Below are 23,231 nucleotides of genomic sequence, written 5' to 3'. Positions count from 1 at the left end.
GTCAGGCGCCGTACGCGGCGAGGAACTCCCCGATGCGCGCGTCCATCTCGGGCGGGGCCGCGAGGGGCAGGGTGTGATGGGTGGCCCCGGGCAGCACGGCCGTCTCCACCTGCGGCAGCAGCGCCGCGGCGGAGGCGGCCACCCGGCCGATGTCGTGCGCCCTGCTGCGCTCGGCCGGCAGGAGCAGCACCGGAAGCCGTAGCGCCCGCAGCGCCTCCGGGCCGGGACGCGGCCCGGTCAGCGGCCGGGCGGCCGGGAAGGCGGCGGCCAGGTCGTAGAGGCGCAGCCACGTCTCGTCGAGCGCCGCGTGCCCCGTCTCCCAGCCGAGGAACGCGCGGCGCCGCCGTACGGTCGGGCGGAGCAGCATCGGCAGGGCGCGCAGCAGATAGCGGCGGGAGAACCCGGCAAAGCAGTTGGTCGGGTCGATCAGCACCAGGGCCCGCACCCTGCCGGGCGCGTGCCCCGCGTGATGGAGCGCGTAGTGGAGTGCGCTCCACGCGCCGTAGGAATGGCCGCACAGGGACACCCGCGAGGCGCCGAGCCCGTCGAGCACGGCGTCGAGCCAGGCCATCTGGTCGCCGAGTTTCCGGATCGGCCGCTCGCCGGCGACGCTGCGGCCCGCGTCGCCGACGGTGTCGACCGCGTGCACGCGGTAGGCCGTGCCGAGCGCCGTCGCCGTACCGGACCAGACGGTCGAGGTGGTCCCGCCTCCGTGCAGGAGGACCACCGGCGGCGCGCCCGCGGGGCCGACGGAGTTGACGCGGGTCGTGCCGTAGGGCGTGCGGATCTCCGCCGTCTCGGTGGAGGCGGGCCAGCGCGCCGCCAGGACGGCGTCGTAGGCCGCGAGAAACCCGTCGTCAGCGCTCGTCATGCCTGCCCCTCACAATGTCTCGCTGAGCGATAATCTCGTTGAACGAGATAATAGGAGTGGGTCATGTCGGGTGGGCACGAGGGTCCGGAGATGGAGATCTTCCATCTGCTGCGGGCGGTCACGGTGGAATACGGCCTGCGGCAGGCGGAGTTCGCGGCCGAGCACGGCATGCACGTCACCGACGTGCGGGCGCTCATCTGCCTGCTCGACGCGGAGCGGGCCGGGATCGACGCCACCGCCGGCTTCCTCGGCGCCGGGCTTGGCCTCAACTCGGCGGGCACCACGGGGGTCGTCGACCGGCTCGAACGGCTCGGCCTGGTCAGCCGGGTCCGCGACGTCAAGGACCGGCGGCGGGTCCTGCTGAGAGTCGAAGACCGCGCCAAGGAACTGGGGTGGCGCCACTTCGGGCCGCTCATCGACACGGCGGTCACGGTCCTGTCCGGTTTCGACGAACGGGAGACGGCCGCAGTGCGCCACTTCCTCCGTACGACGCTCGACGCGTTGCGGACGTGAAGGCGCATGCTGGGGGCATGGACGTGTCCGTACGCTTCTCGCCCGAGCTGTGGATCTTCCTCGCGCCGCGCAACCGGCGGCCCGAGGTGGCCGTGCCGTACGACGGGACGTCCTCGCTCGGCCACCTGATCGAGTCGGCGGGCGTGCCGCTGACCGAGGCCGGCACATTCCTGGCGGGTGGCCGCCCGGTCGAGCGGTCGTACCGGCCGGGCCCGGACGAGGTGGTGGAGGTGCCGCCCGTGCCCAGGCCGCAGGCCGTGCCCGACTGCCGGTTCGTCCTCGACGTCCACCTGGGGACGCTGGCGCGGCGGCTGCGCCTGGTCGGCCTGGACACCGCCTATCGCAACGACATGGACGACGACGCCCTGATCGAGCAGGCCGACGCCGAAGACCGGGTGCTGCTCACGCAGGACCGGGGCATCCTGCGGCGCCGGTCGCTGCGGCACGGCGCGTACGTGCGCGGGGCCAGGCCGGACGACCAGTTCCTCGACGTGCTCGACCGCTTCCGGCCGCCGCTGGCCCCGTGGACCCGATGCACGGCCTGCAACGGGCGGCTCGCCCCGGTCGGCAAGGCCGAGGTGGAGGACGCGCTTGAGCCCGGCACGCGGCGCAGCTATGACGAGTTCGCCCGCTGCCTCGACTGCGGCCGGATCTACTGGCGGGGCGCCCACGGCGGCGACCTCGCGGCCGTCGTCGGCCGCGCCCTCCACGCCGTACGTGCCGGTCAGCGGTCGTGAGTTGCGTCTCCCGTAAGGGGAGACGCGAGGGTGGGGGCATGGACGGCGACACGCTCTATTCGATCGGTGAGCTGGCACGGCGGACCGGGCTGACGGTCAAGGCCGTCCGGTTCTACGCCGACCGCGGGATCGTGCCGCCCACCGGCCGCAGCCCGGCCGGCCACCGCCTCTACGACGCCGACGCCGCCGCCCGGCTCGAGCTCGTACGGACCCTGCGCGACCTGGGGATCGACCTGCCCACGATCCGGCGGCTCCTCGACCGGGAGCTGTCCCTGGCCCAGGTCGCGGCGGCGCACGCCGAGGCCCTGGCGACGCAGATCCGGGTGCTGCGCCTGCGGCGCGCGGTGGCGACGGCGGTGGCACGGCGCGGCTCCACCCCAGAGGAGATGGATCTCATGCACAGACTCGCCAGGCTTTCCGCGGACGAACGGCGACGCCTGATCGACGGCTTTCTCGACGCCGCGTTCGGCGGCCTGGACGCGGACCTGACCGGAGTCAGGCGCACGATGACCCCCGAGCTGCCCGACGACCCCGAGGACGAGCAGGTCGAGGCGTGGATCGAGCTGGCCGGGCTGGCCCGCGACCCGGAGTTCGGCGCGCTCATGCGACGCCTGGCCGAACAGATCGTGGCCGACCAGGGCCGGGGGAACGTCCCACGCCCGGACGCGGTGGCGATCGTGCGCGACCACGTCGCCCCCGCGTTGGCCGCCGGCGCCGACCCCGCCTCACCGCAGGCCGCCGCGATCGTCGCCGCCGCGACCGCACGGTATGCCGCCCTCGTCGGCCGGCCGGACGACGCCGCCCTCCGGCACCGGCTCCTGGCTCTGGTCGACACCGCCCGGGACCCGCGTCGCCAGACGTACGTCCGGCTGCTCGCCGTGGTCAACGGCTGGCCGCCCCCGGACGACCCGACCCGCGCCCTCACCTGGTTCGCCGACGCCCTGCGCGCTTCGTGAGACACGCCCCGGCCCCTCCTGCGAAGATCACTCCGATATGTCGCCGCGCGCTCCGGAGTGTCCGCCATGACCGATGGCCGCCCAGCCTTCACCGAGGTGTTCGCCCACTACCGCGAGCTTGGTGACGGGGGTGCGGCTCACCGCCGAATGGCTGTCCGGGGCGCATCCCTACCTCACCTTCCAATGGCCCCTCGCGACGGAGCCGCCCACGCCCGAGGAGCTCGCCGAACATCGCAACGACCCGGAGGTGCGGCTGAGGGACGCGGTCGAGGCCGCGCCGGAGTCGCGGCAGTTCGCCGCGCTCGCGCACCTGGCCGAGCTGCTCGCCGACCGGTTCCGCCTGGGCGGGTTCCCCGTCGTACGGAACGTATTGGCCGACCTCGCGTCGGGGCGGCGTGCCGGGGCGCAGCGAGTCGGAGAACTGGCCGAACGGCTCGTGGCGCCGCTGGCCCAGGAAGTCTTCCACGACGACGAGGAGGACGGGGAGGAGAACAGCGCGGACGACCTGTCGTTCGAGCAGGACCCGGCATGGCAGCGGATGCAGGCGGGGATCGCCCTGCAGATCGCCGCCCGCGGCCCGAAGGGCGCCGCCCTGACGGCCCTCGACATTCCGATGGTGTTCGACGCCTACCATCACGCCGGTCTGGCCCTGGGCGACGACTGGCCGGCGGCCCGCGAGACCCTCCGCCAGATCCTGTCCGCCACGGTCGCCTGAACGCCACGGCCTCACGAGCTGTTTGCCTTCGCCGGGTCGGCGACCAGCCCACGGATGACCGCGAACACCGCGCCGATCGCCGCCATGTACAGCCCAGGGCCGACGCTGCTGCCATGAACGCCGACGACGACGCAGGAAGCCGGCCACGGCGCGCGGCCAGGATCACGAGGTCGTGACGCCGCCCACGCGGCGCAGTGCCTCGGGTGTCAGGTCCTTGAGGGTGGGGTAGCCGTCGACGGCCATGATGAGGTCCGCTTCGGCCAGGATGGAGCGCAGCACGTGCACGACGCCGCCGACGCCGCCGATCGCGAGCGCGTACGCGTAGGGGCGGCCGATCCCCACCGCCGTGGCGCCCAGCGCCAGCGCCTTGACGACGTCGGCGCCGCTGCGCACACCCGAGTCGAACAGGACCGGCAGCCCGTCGGCGGCCTCGACCACGCCGGGCAGGCAGTCCAGGGCGGGCAGTCCTCCGTTGGCCTGCCGTCCGCCGTGGTTGGAACAGTAGATCGCGTCCACGCCGTGGTCCTTGGCGCGGCGGACGTCCTCGGGATGGCAGATGCCCTTGAGCATCAGCGGCAGCCGGGTCCGCGCGCGCAGCCAGTCGAGGTCGTCCCATCTGAACGGTCCGCCGAAGATCGGCATTGTGCGTACGAACGCCTCGGTGGCGTCCTCGCCGGGACGCAGTCCCCGCCGGAACACGGGGTCGCTGGTGTAGTTGCTCAGGCATCCGCCGGGCACCTGCGGATAGTTCGATCCGCGCAGGTCGCGGGGCCGCCAGCCGGTGACCCAGGTGTCCAGGGTGACGGCGATGCCCTTGAACCCCGCCTCCTCGGCCCGGTGCACCAGGCTCTCGGCGAGATCTCGATCGGGCGGCGTGTAGAGCTGGAAGAAGCCGGGTGTGCCGCCGAGCTCCGCGGCGACGTCCTCCATCGGGTCGGCGGACAGCGTCGCCGCGAAGAACGGGACGTGCGTGCGAGCGGAGGCCCGTGCGCAGGCGAGGTCGCCGTGGCCGTCCTGGGCGCACACCCCGATCACCCCGATGGGCGCCATGAACACCGGCGAGGGCAGCCGTGTCCCGCACAACTCGATCGACATGTCGCGCTCGGCGGGCGCGACGAGCATGCGCGGATACAGGCCCCAGTGTGTGAACGCCTCGCGGTTGGCCCGCTGGGTGTGCTCGTCACCGGCGCCGCCCGCCACGTACGCCCAGATCTTCGGCGGCATCGCGGCCGACGCCCGTTTTTCCAGCTCCGCGAAGGTCATCGGATAGGGCGGCTGATGGCCGGTCTGCCCCTGGGCGTACAGCTCGTCCTGATACTTCGCGAAGCTCATACGGGCGCGTTACCCCCGGCAGGGTGCGCTACCCGAGCCGGGCGGCAAGCGACGGCCAACTATGCGGAAAAGAGCCGAAGAGCGGAACCGCCCGGGCCCGTCCCGGTCAGGAGGCGCGGGGGTAGGTGGTGAGCGCCTTCGCGAACCAGTCGATCGTGCGGCGCAGGCCGGCGACGGGATCGATCCGCGGACGCCAGCCGAGCCGCTCCTCCGCGAGCGAGGTGTCGGGACGGCGGACGGCGGGGTCGTCCACCGGCCGCTCGACATATCGGATCGGGGAGGACGAGCCCGTCAGGTCGCGGATCGTCTCCGCCAGCTCCGTCATCGACATCTCGGCCGGGTTGCCGATGTTCACCGGCCCGGCGAAGTCACTGTCCGCCAGCGCGAGCACGCCGTCGATCGTGTCGTCCACGTAGCAGATCGACCGCGTCTGGCTGCCGTCGCCGGTCACGGTGATCGGCTCGCCGAGCAGCGCCTGCCGGATGAACGTGGGGATCGCCCGGCCGTCGTGGGGCCGCATCCGCGGGCCGTACGTGTTGAAGATCCGCACGATCCCGGTGTCGGCGCCCCGCGAGTTGCGGTAGGCCGTGGTCAGCGACTCGGCGAACCGCTTGGCCTCGTCGTACACGCTGCGCGGCCCGACCGGATTGACGTTGCCCCAGTATGTCTCCTTCTGTGGGTGTTCCAGCGGGTCGCCGTACACCTCGCTGGTGGAGGCGAGGACGAACCGCGCGCCCTTCTCGGCGGCGAGGCCGAGGGCGTGCAGCGTCCCCATGCTGCCGACCTTCAGCGTCTCGATCGGATGGCGCAGATAGTCGGCGGGCGACGCGGCCGAGGCGAAGTGCAGCACCAGGTCGACCTGGCCCGGCACGTGGACGAAGCCGGTGAGGTCGCACTCCACGAGCCGGAACGCCGGCCGCCCGATGAGGTGCTCCACGTTGCGCGGCGACCCGGTGAGGAAGTTGTCCAGGCAGACGACCGCGGCACCGCGCTCCAGCAGGCGTTCGCACAGGTAGGAGCCGAGAAACCCGGCTCCCCCGGTGACCACGACACGGGAATCGTTCACCGCACCCCCACTCCTCGCAACTTCCCGACCGCGTCGAGCACCTCGGGCACCCCGATTTCGAGCAGTCCCTCCGACGGCCGGTCGCCGTGCGGGTCGCCCCTGCGTCCCGCCCACAGCGCGATGTACGGGCCGTCCGGCGGCGGCCCCCACAAGGCGGGCGGCACCGGGCCGTACAGGATGACCGCGGGCGTGCCGACGGCGACGGCCAGGTGCGACACGCCCGTGTCGCCGCAGACGACGAGCGCCGCGTGCGCCGTCAGCGCGGCGAGCTCGGGCAGGCTCGTACGGCCGGCCAGCACGCACTCCTCCGGCAGGCCGGCGAGCTGGGCGACGTGCCGGGCGAGCGCGGCCTCGGTCACGCCGCCGGTGACGACGACCCGGTGGTCCTGACCGGCCAGTTCGGCCGCCACCTGGGCGAAGCGGTCCGGCGGCCACTGCCGCGCCCGGAACGCCGCCCCCGGGTGGATGACCACCTCGCCGCCGGCGAGGGGGCTCGGCCCGGGGTCGCCCAGCGCGAGGTCTTCCGGGTCGGCCGCGATGCCGTGCCACTCCAGCAGGGAGCACCACCGCCGCCTCTCGTGCGTCTCCGGCTCCCAGGGCGGCCCGTCCGTGCCCGGCACCAGGTGGTGGGCGTGCGTGAGCAGGCGGCCCGGCCGGGTGCGGCGCAGCGCCTGGATGCTCTCCGGGCCGCTGCCGTGCAGGTTGACCGCGACGTCCGGGGATTCGTACGGCACCGGCCCGGGGCCGGACACGTCGAGCAGCTCGTCGACGCCGCCGATCAGCGGCAGCAGCCCGCCGAGGTAGGCCGGGGCGGCCAGCACGAAGCGGTGCTCGGGGTGGGCCCGGCGCAGCGCGCGCAGGGCGGGCACCGAGGCGAGCAGGTCGCCGAGGCCGAGCCCGCGCAGGGCGAGCAGGACCGGTCTTCGCGCGTGTTCTAGGGCCATGACGTCTCCGTCGAGGCGCACACGACCATCTCCCTGACCTCGCAGCCCTGCGGCTGGCCGAGCGCGAACAGGATCGCCGAGGCGACGTCCTCCGGCTGGTTGAGCCGGGCGTCGGGGCCGGGTTTGTACTGGTCGGGGCGGTCGTCGAAGAAGTTCGTCCGCATGCCGCCGGGGATCAGCAGGGTCACCCCCACCTGCCCGGCCAGTTCGGCCGCCAGGGCCCGGGTGAAGCCCACGACGCCGAACTTCGAGGCGCAGTAGGCCGTCGCGTCGCTGAGCGCCCGCACTCCGAGCGTGGAGGCGACGGTGACGACCTTTCCTCCCGACCGGCGCAGGTGGGGCAGGGCCGCCCGGACCACCGCGGCGGTCCCGAGCAGGTTGACCGCGATCACGCGTTCCCACTGCTCGGCGGCCACGTCCTCAAGCCGTCCGCAGGCGTCGACGCCTGCCGCCGTCACGACGCCGTCGAGCCCGCCCGCCCGCTCGGCGAGCTCGTGCACGGCACGCTCGGCCTGCTCACGGTCGGCCAGGTCGGCCCGCACGTGGTCGAACCCGCCGTCCGGCTCGTTGACGTCCACGATCAGCGGCCGTCCGCCGGCCTTGGCGACCGCCATGACGGTGGCCCGGCCCAGGCCGGACGCACCACCGGTGATCAACACGTTTCCCACCATCAGGGTCCCTTTCGGTAAGAGGTCACGAGGCGGCCCGGGCGGCGGCGATCAGGTCCGTGGTGGAGTAGCCGGGCACGGTCGGCAGGATGACGATCTCCCCGCCGGTCCGGCGCACGGCCTCGGCCTCCGGCATCGACCGCTCGTCGTAGTCGCCGCCCTTCACCCACACGTCCGGGCACAGGCGCTCGATGACCTGCGACGGCGTGTCCTCGTCGAAGACCGTCACCGCGTCCACGCAGCCGAGCGCGCGCAGCACCTCGACCCGGTCGCGCTCGCTCACCAGCGGCCTTCCCGGCCCCTTGAGCCGCCGGATCGAGTCGTCGGAGTTCACGCAGACCACCAGGGCGTCTCCTAAGGCCCGGGCCCGCCGCAGCAGGCTCACGTGCCCGGCGTGCAGCAGGTCGAAGCAGCCACCGGTGGCGATCAGGCGGCCCCCCGCGGCGCGTACGGCACCGGCAACGTCGAAGGCGGACGCGCCGGGCCCGAACGGCACCGGCGGCTCCGTCGCAGGACAGTGCCGCCCGGAGCGGTACTGCCCGGAGTGATCCTGGCCGGAGTGATCCTGGCCGGAGTGATCCTGGCCGGAGTGATCCTGGCCGGAGTGATCCTGGCCGGACCGATACCGGCCCGACCGATACCGGCCGGAGTGGTGCAGGCGCAGCGCGGCGGCCCCGCCCTCCTCCACGAACCTGGTGGCCTCGCCGACCGCGCGGGCGACGGCGTCCTCGGATGACGCGCCGTCCGCGAGAGCGAGCGCCGCCGCCGCGGCGAAGCGGTCGCCCGCGCCGCAGGCGTCCGTGCCCGACGCGACGTGCGGGGCGGGGACCGGCCCGAACCTGCCGCCGCGGCGGGCCAGCATCGCCCCGCGCTCCCCCAGGGTGATCGCCACGGCCTCGGCACCGAGGTCGCGCACCAGCCTGCGGGCGGTGCGTTCCGGCGAGACGTACGGCTCCTCGCACATGCCGCGGGCCTCGGCCTCACTGGGCGTGACCAGAGCGCATCCCGGCACGGGCAGCGACCCCCGGGGATGGGGGTCCCAGACGAGCGGCACGTCGAGCCCGCGCAGCGGCTCACGCAGCAGGTCGGCCACGCCGCGCCCGTAGTCGGCGACCAGCACCGCGCTCGCCGCCGCAAGGGCTCCGGCCGCGCGGGCGAACGCGGAGGCGGAGGCGACCTGGCCCGGCCGGCCCATCGCCCGCCCGTCGCCGGTGTCGATCCTGACCAGCGTCTGCCCGCGGGCGCGCACCCGCGACTTGCGCACGGTCGTGCCGCGCAGCGGCAGCCGTACGATCTCGACCATGGGCGACAGCAGGTCCTCCAGGCAGCGGCCGGAGGGGTCGTCGCCCAATGCGGTGATCAGCACCACGCGCGTGCCGTCGCGGGCGGCCAGCAGCGCCGCGAGCCCCGCGCCGCCCGGCCGGTGGTGCTCCGCCTGCCCCTCCACGACGGGGACGGGGGCGTCGGGGCACAGCCGGTCGGCGGTGCCCTCGACGTCGACGTCGAGCAGGGAGTCGCCGACGATGACGAGTGGTCCGCTCACGTGACCGCCTTCTCGATCACGTCACAGAGCATGTGGATCACCGTGAGATGCACCTCCTGGATGGTCGCGGTGTCGCCCGCGGGCACGGTCAGGGCCTCGTCGCACAGCTCGGCGAGCGGGTTCGGCCCGGGGCCGGTCAGCGCCCAGGTCGTCAGGCCGCACTCGCGGCCGGCCTCGGCCGCCTCGGTCACGTTGCGGCTCGTCCCGCTGGTCGACAGGCACATCAGCACGTCGCCGGGGCGGCCGTGCGCCCGCACCTGCCGCGCGTACAGCTCGGCCATGCCGAAGTCGTTGCCGATGGCGGTCAGCGACGAGGTGTCGCCGTGCAGGGGGATGGCGGCGTACGGCCGCCGGTCGGCGCGGTAGCGCCCGACCAGTTCGGCGGTCAGGTGCTGCGCCTCGGCGGCCGAGCCGCCGTTGCCGCAGGCGAGCAGCCGCCCGCCGCCGCTCAGCACCGCCGCGAGCTTGTAGCCCCACGCGTGGATCTTGGGCGTCTCCGGGTCCACCGCCGTCAGCGCGGTGCTCAGCCGGGCCAGATGAGGATGCATCGCTCAGCCTCCCGCGGCGGCGAGGGTGCCCAGGCACCCGCCGGCCAGGTTTCGGTAGACGGACTCGGTCTGCTCGGCGATCCTCGGCCAGCCAAAGCGGGCGGCGGCCCGCCGGGCCCCGGCGGCCGACAGCGCCGCCCGCAGCCGCGGCCGGGTCAGCAGGTCGCAGAGCGCGCGGGACAGCGCACGCGGCCGCCGTGGCGGCACGAGCACGCCGCATCCCGCGACGGTGTCGAGATGGCCGCCGACCGCCGAGGCGATCACCGGCACCCCGCAGGCCAGGGCCTCCAGGGGCACCATGCCGAACGGCTCGTACCACGGGACGGTCACCAGGACGTCCGCGGAGCGCATGAGGGCAGGGACGCCGGCCCGGCTCACGCTGCCGATCAGCCGCACCCGGTCGCCGACGCCGAGGCCGTCGGCGAGCGTGCGCAGCCGCGCGCTCTCGTCATCGCCCGGGTCGCCGCCCGCGATGACGAGCTCGGCGCCGGGCACGTGGCGCATGGCCCGCACGACGGTGTCCACTCCCTTGCGGGGCACCATGCGGCCGATGCTCAGCACCCGGGGCCGGTCGCCGCGCGGGGCGGCCGGGCCGTCCGGGCGGAACACGCCGAGGTCGACGCCGCACGGCACGACCGCGATCCGGTCACGCGGCACGCCCATCGCGACGAGTTCGCGCACCTCGTCGGAGCAGGTCGCGATGACCGCGACCGCCCGGCGGCCGATGTCGCGCTCGATCGCGGGCCGGCTCGGCGGGCTGGTGTCGGCCTCGCCCTGCCAGCGCCGCTTCACGGTGCCGAGCGCGTGGTAGGTCTGCACGACCGGGATCCCGAGAGGCTCCGCCGCCGCCAGCGTGGCCAGCCCGCTCATCCAGAAGTGCGCGTGCGCCACGTCGGGCGGCTCGGCCTTCCACCTGCGGGCCAGGTGCGCGCCGAACTCGGGCATGTGCGGCAGCAGCTCGTCCTTGGGCAGCGGCTCCGCCGGCCCGGCCGGCACATGCTCGACGGTGACGCCGGGCGCCATGGGGACGGCGTCCGGCTGGCCGGGGGAGGTGCGCCGGGTGTGCACGACGACCTCGTTGCCGCGTTCGGCCAGGGCCAGAGCCAGGGCGGCGACATGCACGTTCTGCCCGCCGGCGTCCACCCCGCCGAGGGTCGCCAGCGGGCTGGCGTGCTCCGACACCAGGGCGATCCTCATGGCACCCTCTCCTTCACCGCCTCTTCGGGCGGCATGACCTCCCCGGCCGGCATGAGGCGGCGCACCGCCCGGGCCACCTGCTCGCCACCGACCGAGGCCAGGCACGGATGGCCGGGCACGGGGCAGATCCGCGCCCTGCTCCCCCGGCAGGGGGCGTCCTGATCGCCGAGCACCACCGTGGGCACGCCGTACGGCGCCCAGCGGGCGGCGGGCACGACCGGCGCGAACAGGCTGACCACGGGCGTGCCGACGGCCGCCGCGAGATGGGCGGGGCCGGTGTTGGCGGCGACCACCGCCGACGCCCCCGCCAGCACGGCGGCGAGTTCCGCGAACGTGGTCGCCCCGCCCAGATCGATCGCGGAGCCGGCGCCGATCACGGACCCAGAGACGAGGGCGGATCCGGAGACGAGCGCGGTCAGCGCCCGCTCGCCGGGGCTGCCGGTGACGACGACCCGCTCGCCCGCGGCCAGCAGCGCCTCGACCGCCTCCGCCCAGCGCTCGGCGGGCCACGCCCTCGCCGGCGCGGTCGTGCCGGGATGCACCACCACATAACCGGGCGGGCCGGTGAGGTGCTGCACATCCGGCAGCGGACCGCGCACGGCGAGCCGCCCGTCGTCGCCCGGCGGGAGGTCGAAGCCGGCGGCGCGGGCGAGGCCGAGCATCCGCTCGGGCTCGGGGACGTGCACGCTCTCGTCCACGACGTGCCGCACGTCGAGCAGGGAACCGGGATAGTCCTCGCTGATCGCGGCGATCCGCGGCACTCCGGCCAGCCGGAGCAGCAGGGCCGTGGGCAGCGCCGACTGGTGGAAGGACGTGAAGACGACGGCCACGTCCGGGCCGACCGCACGGACCTGCTCCACCAGGCGAGCCGCGTGCTCGGAGGTCATCGGCACCGGGTCGGCGTCGATCCACGGGGCCCGCCATTCCAGCACGCGGCCGACGCCGGGCAGCAGTTCGGCCGCGGCCCTGCCGTACGGACCGGCGAGCAGCACGACCTCCCGCGCCCCGGCGGCGATCGCGCGCACGGCGGGCCCCGCGAGCAGCACGTCGCCCGCGTTGTCGGGCCGCACCACCAGAGCGGTCCCGATCACGAGCGCCTCCCCGTCCGGACCGCGATCTCGCCCCTGATCCGGTGCGCGCAGGCCACCGGAGGGATGACCACGCTGGTCACGGCCATGCGCGCGATCTCCTCCGGCGTACGCGGCCCGGGGGCGATGCGCACCCGGGCGAACTCGGCGGTGAGGCCGAGCCAGGCCAGCCCCGCGACGGCGGCCAGGCGCCTGCGACGCCCCCCGGCGGCGGCGAGCGCGAGCAGGCCCATGCCGGTGGTGAGGGCGTGCCGCCCGAGCCTGCCGCCGTGGCCGCCGATGGCCGCCCGCCAGCCGGGGCCGTGCAGGTGCCGCATGAGCGCGTCCGACGCGTTGCCGCGCTGGAAACGCACGCTGGACCAGAAGCCGTCGTCACGCACGGGGTGACGGGTCAGCCGCTCCCCCTTGACCAGGGAGAATCCCGCCCGCTCGACGCGCAGCGCGAGGTCGGCGTCCTCCCGGTAGGCCCCGGGGAAACGCTCGTCGAAGCCGCCGGCCGCCTCCAGGGCGGTCCTGCGGTAGGCCATGTCGGCGGTGATCCAGTCGGCGCCGGCCAGCCCGGCGGTGTTGCGTTCCGCGTCGGTCGGACGACGGCCAGGCGGCAGCGGCACCTCCAGCCGCCCCTGGCTCCCGCCGACGTCCTGGGGCAGGCGGGCGAGGTCCTCCGTCAGCGTGCGGACCCACCCGGGGCCCGGCACCACGTCGTCGTCCAGGAACACCACCCACGGCGTCGCTGCGGCCCGCCATCCCACGTTGCGCGCGGCGGCCGGGCCCCGCCCGCCCGACCTGAGCACGCGTACGCGGCCGGGCACCGGCAGCGGCTCCGGGCGATCACCCGGCCGGTCGTCCACGACGACGATCTCGGGGCCGGGGCCGACGGCCGCGAGCGTGGCGGCCAGGCTCTCACGCCCGATCGTCGGGATCACGACCGTGACGGCCGGTCCCGCCTCTTGGTGCGGCTCCTTGGTGGAAGCCGGGTTCGTCTCCCGGGTCAGCTCGGTCGTCATCCGGCGAACACCGCCCCCCTGCGCACGACGTACGGACCGAGGACGAGCACGTCCACCGGGGCAGAGCCGAAGCACTCCAGCGCGTCGCGGGGGTCGTCCGCCATCGGGCGGCCGGCCGTGTTGAGGCTCGTGTTGACCACCACGGGCAGCCTGGTGCGCGCCTCGAACTCCTCCAGCAGCCGGGCCAGCAGCGGGTCTCGGCCGCGCTCGACCGTCTGGATCCGGGCCGTGCCGTCGACGTGCACGACGGCGGGGATGCGGTCGCGCCACTCCGGCCGCACGTCGTGGACGAACAGCATGTGCGGGCTCGGCACCGGGCCCCTGCCGAAGATCATCGAGGCGCGTTCCGCCAGCACCATCGGGGCGATGGGGCGGAACTGCTCGCGGCCCTTCACGTCGTTGAGCCGCTCGGTGTTGCGGGGGTTGCCCGGGTGGGCGAGCAGCGATCGGCGGCCGAGCGCGCGCGGGCCATACTCGGCACGCCCCTGGAACCAGGCGATCACGCGGTCGGCCGCGAGCTCGGCGGCGACGGTCGCGGCGAGGTCGGCGGGCCGCTCGTACGGCACCCGCGCGACGTCGAGCCACGCCCCCAGCTCCTCGTCCGTCCAGCTCCGCCCGAGGTCGGCGCCGGGCATCGGCCTGACGGGGTCGCCGCCGGCCTGGGCGAGGTGCAGCGCTCCCCCGAGCGCGGTGCCCGAGTCGCCCGCGGCGGGCTGCACCCACACCTCCTCGAACGGGCCCTCGGCGAACAGGCGGGTGTTGGCCACGCAGTTGAGCGCCACACCCCCGGCCATCGTGAGACAGCGGTCTCCGGTGCGCTCGTGCAGCCATCTCGCCAGGTCGAGCAGCACTTCTTCGAGCCGGATCTGCACGCTCGCGGCGAGGTCGGCGTGGTCGGCCGTCCACTTCTCGCCCTTGCCGAGCGCCTTGGCGTACACGCTCCAGTCGATCCGCTCGACCCGGAAGCCGCCGTCGCCCGTGGCGTAGATGAGGTCGCGCATCTCGCGCAGGAAGCGCGGCTCGCCGTATGAGGCGAGGGCCATCACCTTGTATTCGTCGCTGGAGCGCAGGAAACCGAGGTGCTGGGTGAGGTCCTCGTACATCAGCCCGAGGGAGTGCGGCAGCGCCTGGCTCGCCAGGACGGTCAGCTCGCCGTCCCGGTAGTGCCCGGCCAGGTGCGAGACGGCCTCGCCGCGGCCGTCGCAGACCAGCACCGCCGACTCACGATGGGGCGCGGCCAGCCCGGCCGAAGCCGCGTGCGCGATGTGGTGGGGGACGAACCGCACCTGGGCGGCGTCGAGACCGGGCAGCGCGTTGGCGAGAAAGGTGGGGGCGCGGCGTGCGTAGGCGGTGCGCAGGTCCTCCCAGTGCCCGTCCTGCCCCGGTCCGCCGGGCACCACGAGCTCGGGGTCGTAGGAGTAGGCGACGCCGTCGAGGTCCTCGGGCCGCAGACCGGCCTGTTCGAGACACCAGGCGGCGGCCAGCTCCGGCAGCTCCCAGGCGGAGAACGGCACCGGGCGCTTGCCGTGCTTGCGCCGGCTGAAGCGCTCTTCCTCTGCGGCGGCGATCACCTCGCCATCCACGACCAGCGCGGCGGCTGGATCATGGAATATCGCGTTTATCCCCAAGAACCGCATCGGTTTCCCTCCGTTGCGCAGTGGGGGTCTGGTTACCGAGAGAAGCGCTCCCAAACACTGTTTTGTAGAGAAGTCGACGTGAGTGGGTGATGCACTCAACAACTGTCACTCTGCGTAGTTATCGACCGGTGTTTGCCGACCCGTCCCCCGGGTAGCCAGGCGGGCGATTCGCGCAGGAGGTGGCCCGTGTCCCAGCCCGCCCGTCCACCCGCCGCGGTGCTCTTCGACCGTGACGGAACGCTCATCCACGACGTTCCTTACAACACCGATCCTGAGCGGGTGGAGCCCGTCGCCGGGGCCCGGGAGGTGCTCGACCGGCTGCGCGCGGAAGGCGTCAAGGTCGGGATCGTGACCAACCAGTCGGGAGTCGCCAGGGGCCTGATCGCCCCGGAGGCCCTGCGCGCCGTGAACGACCGGGTGGACGCGCTGCTCGGCCCCTTCGACGTGTGGGAGATCTGCCCGCACGACGACGGCGACCGCTGCGACTGCCGCAAGCCCGCGCCCGGTCTCGTGCTGCGCGCGGCCCGGCGGCTCGGCGTACGCCCGGAGGACTGCGTGGTCATCGGCGACATCGGCCGCGACATGGAGGCGGCCCGCGCCGCCGGGGCCCGGGGCGTCCTCGTGCCGACCCCGGTGACGCTGGCGGAGGAGGTGGCGGCCGCCCCCGAGGTGGCGCCCGACCTCGCGGCGGCCGTCGATCTGCTGCTCGGGGGAGTTCCGCTCACGGCTGAGGATGGTGCGGGCATGACCAGGGCAGATGGGTGAGGCGCCCGCGGGCGGAGGGCGCGGTGTTCCGGCACGACGACGGACGGGGAGCGACGCGATGAAGATCATGGTCTGGCACGTCCACGGCTCGTGGACCACCTCTTTCGTGCACGGGCGGCACGACTATCTGGTGCCGCTCACCCCCGATCGAGGTCCCGACGGGCGGGGCCGGGCCGACACCTATCCCTGGCCCGGCAGCGTACGCGAGGTGCCGTACGACCGGCTGGCCGGCGAGGACGTCGACGTGGTCGTCTACCAGCGGCCGCACGAGCTGCGCCTGGCCCGCGAGTGGCTGGGCCGCGACGTGCCGGGCGCCTACGTCGAGCACAACACGCCCGCGGGGGACGTGCCCAAGACCCGTCATGTGCTGGCCGACCGCGACGACATCCCGATCGTCCACGTCACCCACTTCAACGACCTGTTCTGGGACTCCGGCCGCGCCCCCACCCACGTGATCGAGCACGGCGTCGTCGATCCCGGCCACCTCTACACCGGCGAGCTGGCCCGGGCCGGCGTGGTCGTCAACGAGCCGATCAGGCGCTGGCGGGTGGCGGGCACCGATCTGCTGCCCACGTTCGCCGCGACGGCCCCGCTCGACGTGTTCGGCATGAAGGTCACGAACCTGCCCGCCAAGCTCGGCCTGGCCGGGGAGATGGAGGCGTTCGAGGACCTGCCGCAGGCCGCCATGCACGCCGAGCTGGCCCGGCGCAGGGTCTACCTGCACCCCTACCGCTGGACCTCGCTCGGCCTGTCGCTCATCGAGGCCATGATGATCGGCATGCCGATCGTGGCGCTCGCCACCACCGAGGCCGTGGAGGCGGTGCCGCCGGAGGCCGGGGTCGTCTCCACCAAACTGCCCACGCTGCTACGGGCACTCCACCGGTTCGCCGCCGAGCCCGAGCTCGCCGTACAGGCGGGCAAGGCCGCCCGCTCGGCCGCCCTGGCCCGCTACAACCTCGACCGCTTCCTCACCGACTGGGACCGCCTCCTCGGCGAGCTCGTCCCCGGATGAGCCGGCCGTGAGGCACACGCCAACGGAAAACCCGAAATCAAGAAAGCTACAGTCCGTAATATGGTACAAACGGATATCAATATGTCCATTGAGGCGATCAGTGCTTAAATAGTCGATAGATCGCGGGATTGCCTTCTCCTGCACCATCAGGCGGGACGCGGCCTGAGGCAACACGATTGCTTGGGCGAGGTGTGCCGAGAGGAGGTCCAGTGGGCGAAACCCCTGGGCACCGCGCGTGACGACGGTCCGGAATTCGCCGAGTCTGGGGTTTCGATGGAGAACGCGTCGTTTGGGACCGCACTCCGGAATCTACGCAGGGAACGCGGCCTTTCCCTGGCATCGCTGTCGGCGTTGACCCACTACAGCAAGGGCTACCTGAGCAGGATCGAGACGGGCGAACGCCCGCCCACGCCGCTGGTGGCCAGGCGCTGCGACGAGGTGCTCCGGGCCGAGGGCGCCCTTGCCGGGCTCGTCCCGGCGCGACACCGGCAGCCCGGAGGTTTCCTTCGTCCGGCACAGCTTCCGGCGGCCCCCCGCGCCTTCGCCGGCCGCTCGGCCGCGCTCGCCGAAATCGACGACACGCAGCAGGGCCACCAGGTGGTGATCGTTTCCGGCCCCGCCGGTGTGGGCAAGACGGCGACGGCGCTCCACTGGTCGCATCGCGCCGCCCACCGGTTCCCGGACGGATGCCTGTTCGTGGACCTGCGCGGCTTCGACCCGACCGGCGTGCCGGCCGAGCCGGCCGACGTGCTCGCCCGGTTCCTCCGTGATCTCGGGTGCTCCCCCGCGTCCATACCGGCCGGGCTGGAGCCGCGGTCCGTCCTGCTGCGCACCCTTCTGGACGGCAGGCGTACGTTGATCGTCGTGGACAACGCGGCCACGTCCGGCCAGGTGCGTCCGCTGATCCCCGGCTCGGCCGGATGCCGGCTGGTGGTGACCAGCCGGAGCCGGCTGTCCGGCCTGGTCGTCAGGGATGGCGCCGCGCGCGTCGTGCTCGCGCCGCTGCCGGAGCACGAGGCGCTGGACCAGCTCGGCCGCGCCATCGGCGGCCGGCGTGTCGCGGAGGAGCCCGAGGCCGCGGCGGAGATCGCCAGGAGGTGCGGCTATCTGCCGCTGGCGCTGCGGATCGCGGCGGAACGGGCGCAGGCACGCCCGTCGCTGCGGCTGACGACGCTCGCCGCCGAGCTCGCGGCCACCCGCGGGGTGCTGGATCTGCTGGCCACCACGGAAGACGAGGCGACCACCGTGCGATCGGTGCTCTCCTGGTCCTACCGCGCGCTCGCGCCGGACGCCGCCCGCATGTTCCGGCTGCTCGGCCTGCATCACGGAGGCGATCTCGGTGTTCCGGCGGCCGCCGCGCTGGCCGGGACCGGTCACCGGCAGGCGCGGCGGCTGCTCGACGCGCTGGCCGCCGTCCACCTGCTGGAGGAGACCGGCGGTGGCCGCTACCGCTTCCACGACCTGGTCCGGCTGTACGCTGCCGACTGCGCCGAGGCCGACGAATCGCCCGAGGACCGGTCGGCCGCGGTGCACCGGCTGCTCACGTGGTGTCTGGACGCCGCAGGCCGGCAGCCGGCGCGTGACGACGCCCCCGGCCGGCTCGACACCGAGGGCGGGAACCCGGCCACGGCGCACGGCGACCCGGACGATCTCGACGAGGCGCTGGAACGTTGCGAACAGGCCCTGGCGATCCTGCGCCGCGCCGGCGACCGGGCGTCCGGATGCGCCTGTCTGAACGACTCCGGCGACGTCTGACCCGCGCCGGACGATCGCTTGTGCGTCGCCGTCTCCGGCCGGTGTCCTCAGGCGTTCCTCCTGGCGAAAAGGCGGGCGCCGAGCGCCAGGCAGCACGCGGCGGTGGCGAGGGCGACCCCGGCGCCCACCGCGACGGCCGAACTGCCGTAATCGCCGTACAAGGCGCTGCGCATGCCGTCGATGACGTAACGGAACGGAGTGAGCCGGGAGAGGATGTCGAGCCATTGGGGCGCGAGCGTCATCGGGAGCAGGACCCCCGACAGGAGCAGCAGCGGGATGGCCGCCGCGTTGAGCAGGGGCGTGAACGACTCCTCCTGGCGCACGAGCAGGCCGAGCCCGTGAGACAGGGCGGACAGCCCGACCGCGATGGCCGCGACGAAGAGGAACATCAGGAGGAGACCTGCGACGGGGGCGCGCAGGCCGAACGCGTACGCCACCGCGAGCAGGACCGCCGTCTGTACGAGCAGGACCACCGTGTCCCTCATGACTCGGCCGGCGAGCAGGGCGAACCGGCTCACCGGAGTGACCCGCATCCGCTCGAACACCCCCGATCGCAGGTCGGCGATGATCGACAGGCCCGCGAACAAGGGGCCGAACAGGCCGAGCTGGATCAGCAGACCGGGCACGAAGAAGCGCCACGCCGCCCCGGCGGGCAGGCCGTCGACGCCCGCCCCGGCGACCCTGACCAGGAGCGGGCCGAGGAACGCCAGATAGAGCGCCGGCTGGAACAGCCCGATGATCGGCCACGCCGGGGAGCGCAGCGACAGCCGCATCTGGCGTGTGAAGATCAGCAGGCTCGCAGGGATGAGGGACACGCAAGCTCCTCCACGGTCGGGGACCGCCGCAGCGCCACGGTCACGAGGGGTTCTCCTTGAGCGAGGAACCGGTCAGGGCAAGGAAGACGTCGTCCAGCGTCGGCCGGGCGATGTTGACGGAGCGCAGGTCGAGGTCCGCCTGGTCCGCCGTCCGCAGCAGCCAGACGAGCGCCTGCTCGCCGCCGCGCGCCGTGAGCCGTACGGTCTGCCCGGACACGGCGATCTCGTCCAGCCCGGGGCACTCGGCGAGCACCGCCTTCGCCCGGTCGGCGTCGCCGCCGAGGGTCAGGCTGATCACGTCGCCGGAGATCCGGCGCTTGAGGGCGTCGGGGGTGCCCTCCGCGATGATCCGCCCATGGTTCATCACCAGGATCCGGTCGCAGAGCGTGTCGGCCTCGTCGAGGTAGTGCGTGCTGAGGAAGACCGTCGTGTCGAGGTCGTCCCGCAGGCGGCGGATGTGCGCCCACAGGTCGCTGCGGCTCTGCGGGTCCAGGCCGACGGACGGCTCGTCCAGGAAGACCAGCGGCGGTTGGTGGACGAGCCCGAGGGCGATGTCGGTGCGCCGCCGCTGCCCGCCCGACAGCGTCCTGATCGGCCGGTCCGCGAGCCCGGTCAGGTCGAGGCGCTCGCACAGGTCGGCGGCGCGGCGCACCGCGTCCTGCTTCGCGATGCCGTACAGCCGCGCCTGGGTGACCAGCTCCTCGGCCACCCGGCAGTTTCCGTCGGTGCCGCCGGACTGCGCCACGTAGCCGATACGCCGTCGGACGGCGCCGGGGTCGGCGCCCACGTCGGCGCCGACGACGACCGCCCGGCCCGCGGTGGGCTTGAGCAGCGTGGTGAGGATGCGCATCGTCGTGGTCTTCCCTGCGCCGTTCGGCCCCAGGAACCCGATGATCTCGCCGGGGCGCACCTCGAAGTCGACGCCCCGGACCGCCTCGACCTGCCGGCCGCCGACCCTGAAGGTATGGGCCAGCCCTGTGGCCTCGATGATGGGCACGGCCGCTCCCGATGCGCTCATGACCAGCCCGCCGCCACCGCGACGACCAGGTCGCCCTTGTGTGTGATCGAGACGTCGAGATGGCGCACCCCGGCGGCGTCGGCGGCCGTGCGGGCGGCGCCGTGCAGCGTGACCTCGGGGGCTCCGGAAGAGGCGCGGGCGACCACGATCTCGCGTGGCGCCACGCCCTGGAACAGTCCCATCCGGAACGCCTTGAGCACGGCCTCCTTGGCGGCGAACCGCCCGGCCAGGAACTCTCTGGCGCGCGCGTCCGACAGACCCGCGGCCTCCGAGAGCTCCGCCGGGGCGAACGCGTAGCCGTCGAACCAGCGGCGCGCGCGCAGCCGCTCCAGCTCGCCGACGGACATCAGGTCGACACCGACACGCATCAGATCACCCCTTCGACGGCACGTCCGGGACGGACGTCCCGGTCTCGCGGCGTGAAATAGTCGTCCCTCAACAGCCCCTGGAAGACGCCGCGGCGGTGGACGTTCCCGGTGCCCTCCATGAACTCGAACGCGCGCACGTCCCGGTAGAGCTTGTCCAGCCACGGATGCTCGACCAGCGACGCCGGGCCGAGCAGCCGGGCGGCCAGCATCGTGGCGTCCTCCGCGAGGTGCGCGGCGCGCATCTTGACGCCGCTGACCCGGAACGTGTTGGGCGAACCGGCGTCGATCTCCGCCGCCACCTCGTGGAGGAGGCGGCGCAGCCGCCGCAGCCGGTCGGCCAGGCCGTCGACCTGGGCGCGGTCCGCACCGGCGAGCGCGGGGCGCTGCTCCAGCACGTAGTCGCAGGCCGCCCGCCCGGCACCCAGGGCGAACGCCGCCACACTCGGCCGGAACCACAGCATGGCCTGCAGCGCTCCCTGCAGCCCGCGCCGGCTGCGCGGCCGGTCGCGGCCGAGTATCCGCTCGGGCGGAATGTACATGCCGTCGAACCTCAACCGGCTGATCCGCGCGCCGCGCAACCCGGTCATCGGGAGCATCTCGGCGTGGAAGCCGGGATCGCCGGTGTCCACCATGACGGCCTCGATGCCCCACGGTCCCGGAGCCCGCCGGCAGAACACCACACCGGCCCGCGCGTGCGCGCCGTTGCCGATGTACATCTTCTCTCCGGTCAGCACCCAGCCGTCGCCGCCGGGGGCGGGATCGAGACGGGCCGTGAGCTCGGTCGCCGCCGAGCCCTTCCCGGGTTCGGTCAGCGCGAAGAAGGACCACGAGGGCCAGTCGGAGGTCCTGGTGAAGAACCAGTCGCGCTGCGCCTCGTCGGCCAGTGCCCGCAGGACCGCGGTCGACAGGGCCGGACCCGGGCTGGCCAGCGTCATGCCCGGATCGCCGTACGCGAGCCACTCCGCCGCGAGCACCCACTCCGCGCACGAGGCCTCGGCGGGCACGAAACGCGGCAGGAGATCCCGGTCGCGGGCATACCGGGCCGGGGTGAGCATGTGCTGCTGGATCCGCACCGCGGGCAGGTGCAGGAACCGGGAGACGGCACCCGGATCGGCGTCGAGCTCCTCGCCCGGTCCGCGCAGGTCCCGCGCGACCTCCCGGAGGAAGTGTTCGAGCTCGCCCGCCCGTCCGCCGTACGTGTCCGGGAGATACGCCGAGGCCGTCCGGCCGGGCTCAGACATCGCCGTCACCCTCCTCGGGCTGGAGGTAGACGTTCCCCGTCACCTCGGCCAGGTACAGATCGATCCCGGGCCCCTCGGCGAGCATGCTGGAGCCGCCGAGGAGGCGCAGCAGGACCCGCCCCGCGCGGGTCAGGCGCATGTGGCGAGCCCAGCGGAGGTCGCGGCCGGTCTCCTCGGCCGGTTCCACCGCCGCCTCCCGCAGCTCCATCGCGACATCGGCCAGGTCGGCCTGGAGCTGAGGCCGCGTCAGCAGGCTGGTGCCCTCGCTCGTCCGCTCGCCCAGGCGCGCGATCGTGTGCGTCAGCGTCCGGTGGACGACCGTGCGCTGCAGCGTGAGCAGCCCCTCGGCGAACCGGCCGGCCGTCACGTCGTCCCGGGCGCTGCCGCCGGGTGCGGGCACGCACACGAGCCCGAAGCGCGTGAACCTCCGCGTCCCGTCCTCGCCGAGCGCCTGCGCCGACGCGAGGACGCGCCCGGAGGGCGAGGCGACGAGACGACCGGGCGCCACGTCGGCGTGCAGGGCGTCGAGCAGGGCCGGATAGTCTCCGAACGTCGCCGATGCGTCTGTCGTCATGGGTGCCCTCTCCGCTCGTTCCCGGCGGCGCGCTCGCGGCGGGTGAACGTCGCCACATGGCCGGCGCCGGTGCGCGGATCGACGTCGCCGAACACGATCGTCCGGTAGGCGTCGCGCCACTCCTCGTGGTGCCGGGCGAACTCCAGCCAGACACCGGTGCAGTAGGAGCCGGGAGGCGCCTGGTGCGCCTTCGGCCCGGCCGGCCCCAGGTCGAGGGAGTCACCCCACGAACCGGTCACCACCAGCCGCTCGCCGGGCCGCTCGTCCCGCGGCAGTCCCGGCGGGTTGCCGAGCAGATCCGCGAGGTCGCAGTGCGGGCCCGCGGAGCCGACCCCGGCCAGTTCCCAGCCGCCGCCGGGTCCGAGCGCCAGCAGCACCGCCGAATCCACCAGGCCGCCGTCCTGGGCGAACGGCTCCGGGTAGGGGAACGACGTCTGTTCGAGGATCAGCAGGACGACGCTGCGGCAGCGGCCGGAGCGCAGGTAGGCGTCGGCGATCCGCAGTGCCGTGAACGGAGCGCCGAGTCCCTGCTCGGAGACCGCGAAACTCATGGGACGGCCGTCGAACACGCGGGTGAGGTGCGCCGCCAGCGTCTTCTCCGGCGCGTGCGGGTCGGGCAGCGCGTAGGCGACGATCAGCAGGTCAGGGGCGGGCAGCGGGCCGAGGGCCGCCCGCAGCACCCCCTCCGCGAGTTCGAGGAAGGTCGTGTTGCTCCCGCCCGCCGCGTACGACGGATCGAACCGCATCCCGTACGGCGCGAGCACGCCCTCGTTGAACTCGAGGATGTCGGGTTCGAAGTGGCACGGACGGGTGACCCGCGGCACGTAGGCGACCGCGGTCTCCAATGACAGGGCCATGGCC

24 protein-coding genes are annotated in these 23,231 nt (G+C 73.9%); 7 read left to right on the top strand and 17 right to left on the bottom strand.

What is annotated here, in order from left to right; translation table 11 throughout:
- Position 1: 1 nt before the first annotated feature.
- The gene (locus HCK04_RS18460) at positions 2–871 is read right to left on the bottom strand and encodes an alpha/beta hydrolase (RefSeq protein ID WP_142648586.1); all 870 of its coding nucleotides are present in this window, start codon (positions 869–871) and stop codon (positions 2–4) included.
- 63 nt (positions 872–934) lie between these two features.
- Here HCK04_RS18460 and HCK04_RS18455 point away from each other — a divergent pair, with 63 nt between their 5' ends.
- The 4 genes from HCK04_RS18455 (at position 935) to HCK04_RS18440 (ending at position 3,792) form a co-directional block, all read left to right on the top strand.
- Complete coding sequence (locus tag HCK04_RS18455; protein ID WP_142648585.1) at positions 935–1,384, top strand: MarR family transcriptional regulator; 450 nt, start codon at positions 935–937, stop codon at positions 1,382–1,384.
- Between the two features lie 17 nt (positions 1,385–1,401).
- Positions 1,402–2,121 (top strand): Mut7-C RNAse domain-containing protein, encoded by a 720-nt coding sequence (locus HCK04_RS18450; protein WP_142648584.1) that lies wholly within the window; start codon positions 1,402–1,404, stop codon positions 2,119–2,121.
- A gap of 38 nt (positions 2,122–2,159) precedes the next feature.
- Complete coding sequence (locus tag HCK04_RS18445) at positions 2,160–3,077, top strand: MerR family transcriptional regulator (RefSeq protein ID WP_142648583.1); 918 nt, start codon at positions 2,160–2,162, stop codon at positions 3,075–3,077.
- Between the two features lie 121 nt (positions 3,078–3,198).
- Complete coding sequence (locus HCK04_RS18440; RefSeq protein ID WP_142648582.1) at positions 3,199–3,792, top strand: hypothetical protein; 594 nt, start codon at positions 3,199–3,201, stop codon at positions 3,790–3,792.
- A 162-nt stretch (positions 3,793–3,954) separates the two neighbouring features.
- Here HCK04_RS18440 and HCK04_RS18435 read toward each other — a convergent pair whose 3' ends face one another.
- The 10 genes from HCK04_RS18435 to HCK04_RS18390 all read right to left on the bottom strand — a co-directional run bounded on the left by HCK04_RS18435 (position 3,955) and on the right by HCK04_RS18390 (position 14,822).
- Positions 3,955–5,124 carry an alpha-hydroxy-acid oxidizing protein gene (locus tag HCK04_RS18435; protein ID WP_142648581.1) on the bottom strand — a complete coding sequence of 390 codons (1,170 nt, stop codon included), beginning with the start codon at positions 5,122–5,124 and terminating at the stop codon, positions 3,955–3,957.
- 106 nt (positions 5,125–5,230) lie between these two features.
- Positions 5,231–6,190, bottom strand: coding sequence for a UDP-glucuronic acid decarboxylase family protein (locus HCK04_RS18430; protein WP_142648580.1), 960 nt, complete (start codon positions 6,188–6,190; stop codon positions 5,231–5,233).
- Positions 6,187–7,134 carry a glycosyltransferase family 9 protein gene (locus HCK04_RS18425; RefSeq protein ID WP_142648579.1) on the bottom strand — a complete coding sequence of 316 codons (948 nt, stop codon included), beginning with the start codon at positions 7,132–7,134 and terminating at the stop codon, positions 6,187–6,189. Before HCK04_RS18425 ends, HCK04_RS18430 begins: the two co-directional genes overlap by 4 nt.
- The gene (locus HCK04_RS18420) at positions 7,125–7,805 is read right to left on the bottom strand and encodes an SDR family oxidoreductase (protein WP_142648578.1); all 681 of its coding nucleotides are present in this window, start codon (positions 7,803–7,805) and stop codon (positions 7,125–7,127) included. The genes HCK04_RS18425 and HCK04_RS18420 overlap by 10 nt, the downstream gene beginning before the upstream one ends.
- A 22-nt stretch (positions 7,806–7,827) precedes the next feature.
- Complete coding sequence (locus tag HCK04_RS42500) at positions 7,828–9,345, bottom strand: PfkB family carbohydrate kinase (protein ID WP_142648577.1); 1,518 nt, start codon at positions 9,343–9,345, stop codon at positions 7,828–7,830.
- The gene (locus HCK04_RS18410; RefSeq protein ID WP_142648576.1) at positions 9,342–9,893 is read right to left on the bottom strand and encodes an SIS domain-containing protein; all 552 of its coding nucleotides are present in this window, start codon (positions 9,891–9,893) and stop codon (positions 9,342–9,344) included. Before HCK04_RS18410 ends, HCK04_RS42500 begins: the two co-directional genes overlap by 4 nt.
- Positions 9,894–9,896: 3 nt before the next feature.
- Positions 9,897–11,090, bottom strand: a complete 1,194-nt coding sequence (locus HCK04_RS18405; RefSeq protein WP_142648575.1) for a glycosyltransferase — start codon at positions 11,088–11,090, stop codon at positions 9,897–9,899.
- Positions 11,087–12,181, bottom strand: coding sequence for a glycosyltransferase family 9 protein (locus HCK04_RS18400; protein WP_142648574.1), 1,095 nt, complete (start codon positions 12,179–12,181; stop codon positions 11,087–11,089). Before HCK04_RS18400 ends, HCK04_RS18405 begins: the two co-directional genes overlap by 4 nt.
- Positions 12,178–13,185, bottom strand: a complete 1,008-nt coding sequence (locus HCK04_RS18395; protein WP_142648573.1) for a glycosyltransferase — start codon at positions 13,183–13,185, stop codon at positions 12,178–12,180. Before HCK04_RS18395 ends, HCK04_RS18400 begins: the two co-directional genes overlap by 4 nt.
- Complete coding sequence (locus tag HCK04_RS18390) at positions 13,182–14,822, bottom strand: carbamoyltransferase C-terminal domain-containing protein (protein ID WP_142648572.1); 1,641 nt, start codon at positions 14,820–14,822, stop codon at positions 13,182–13,184. The genes HCK04_RS18395 and HCK04_RS18390 overlap by 4 nt, the downstream gene beginning before the upstream one ends.
- 186 nt (positions 14,823–15,008) lie before the next feature.
- On the opposite strand from HCK04_RS18390, the gene HCK04_RS18385 reads away from it, so the two are divergent.
- From HCK04_RS18385 to HCK04_RS18375, 3 genes are all read left to right on the top strand, one after another.
- The gene (locus HCK04_RS18385) at positions 15,009–15,587 is read left to right on the top strand and encodes an HAD family hydrolase (protein WP_260617322.1); all 579 of its coding nucleotides are present in this window, start codon (positions 15,009–15,011) and stop codon (positions 15,585–15,587) included.
- 58 nt (positions 15,588–15,645) lie between these two features.
- Entirely contained in the window at positions 15,646–16,599 is a 954-nt protein-coding gene (locus HCK04_RS18380; RefSeq protein ID WP_142648571.1) for a glycosyltransferase, read from the top strand.
- Between the two features lie 273 nt (positions 16,600–16,872).
- The gene (locus HCK04_RS18375; RefSeq protein WP_142648570.1) at positions 16,873–18,354 is read left to right on the top strand and encodes a helix-turn-helix domain-containing protein; all 1,482 of its coding nucleotides are present in this window, start codon (positions 16,873–16,875) and stop codon (positions 18,352–18,354) included.
- 47 nt (positions 18,355–18,401) lie between these two features.
- Here the strand turns inward: HCK04_RS18375 and HCK04_RS18370 are convergent, their stop codons facing one another.
- The 6 genes from HCK04_RS18370 to HCK04_RS18345 are packed head-to-tail and all read right to left on the bottom strand — an operon-like array spanning position 18,402 to position 23,227.
- Positions 18,402–19,169: an ABC transporter permease gene (locus HCK04_RS18370; RefSeq protein WP_142648569.1), complete on the bottom strand. Its 768-nt coding sequence runs from the start codon at positions 19,167–19,169 to the stop codon at positions 18,402–18,404.
- Between the two features lie 40 nt (positions 19,170–19,209).
- Positions 19,210–20,166: an ATP-binding cassette domain-containing protein gene (locus HCK04_RS18365; protein WP_312845749.1), complete on the bottom strand. Its 957-nt coding sequence runs from the start codon at positions 20,164–20,166 to the stop codon at positions 19,210–19,212.
- 17 nt (positions 20,167–20,183) lie between these two features.
- Complete coding sequence (locus tag HCK04_RS18360; RefSeq protein WP_142648568.1) at positions 20,184–20,555, bottom strand: 4'-phosphopantetheinyl transferase superfamily protein; 372 nt, start codon at positions 20,553–20,555, stop codon at positions 20,184–20,186.
- On the bottom strand, positions 20,555–21,796 hold the full coding sequence (locus HCK04_RS18355) for an acyl-CoA dehydrogenase (protein ID WP_142648567.1): 1,242 nt from the start codon (positions 21,794–21,796) through the stop codon (positions 20,555–20,557). The genes HCK04_RS18360 and HCK04_RS18355 overlap by 1 nt, the downstream gene beginning before the upstream one ends.
- Entirely contained in the window at positions 21,789–22,370 is a 582-nt protein-coding gene (locus tag HCK04_RS18350; protein WP_142648566.1) for a hypothetical protein, read from the bottom strand. Before HCK04_RS18350 ends, HCK04_RS18355 begins: the two co-directional genes overlap by 8 nt.
- On the bottom strand, positions 22,367–23,227 hold the full coding sequence (locus HCK04_RS18345; RefSeq protein WP_142648565.1) for a hypothetical protein: 861 nt from the start codon (positions 23,225–23,227) through the stop codon (positions 22,367–22,369). Before HCK04_RS18345 ends, HCK04_RS18350 begins: the two co-directional genes overlap by 4 nt.
- Positions 23,228–23,231 lie beyond the last annotated feature (4 nt).

The sequence above is a fragment of the Microbispora sp. CL1-1 genome, assembly GCF_012034195.1.
In the GTDB taxonomy this organism is placed as follows: Bacteria; Actinomycetota; Actinomycetes; order Streptosporangiales; family Streptosporangiaceae; genus Microbispora.
This window is presented reverse-complemented; position numbering and strand designations above follow the sequence as displayed.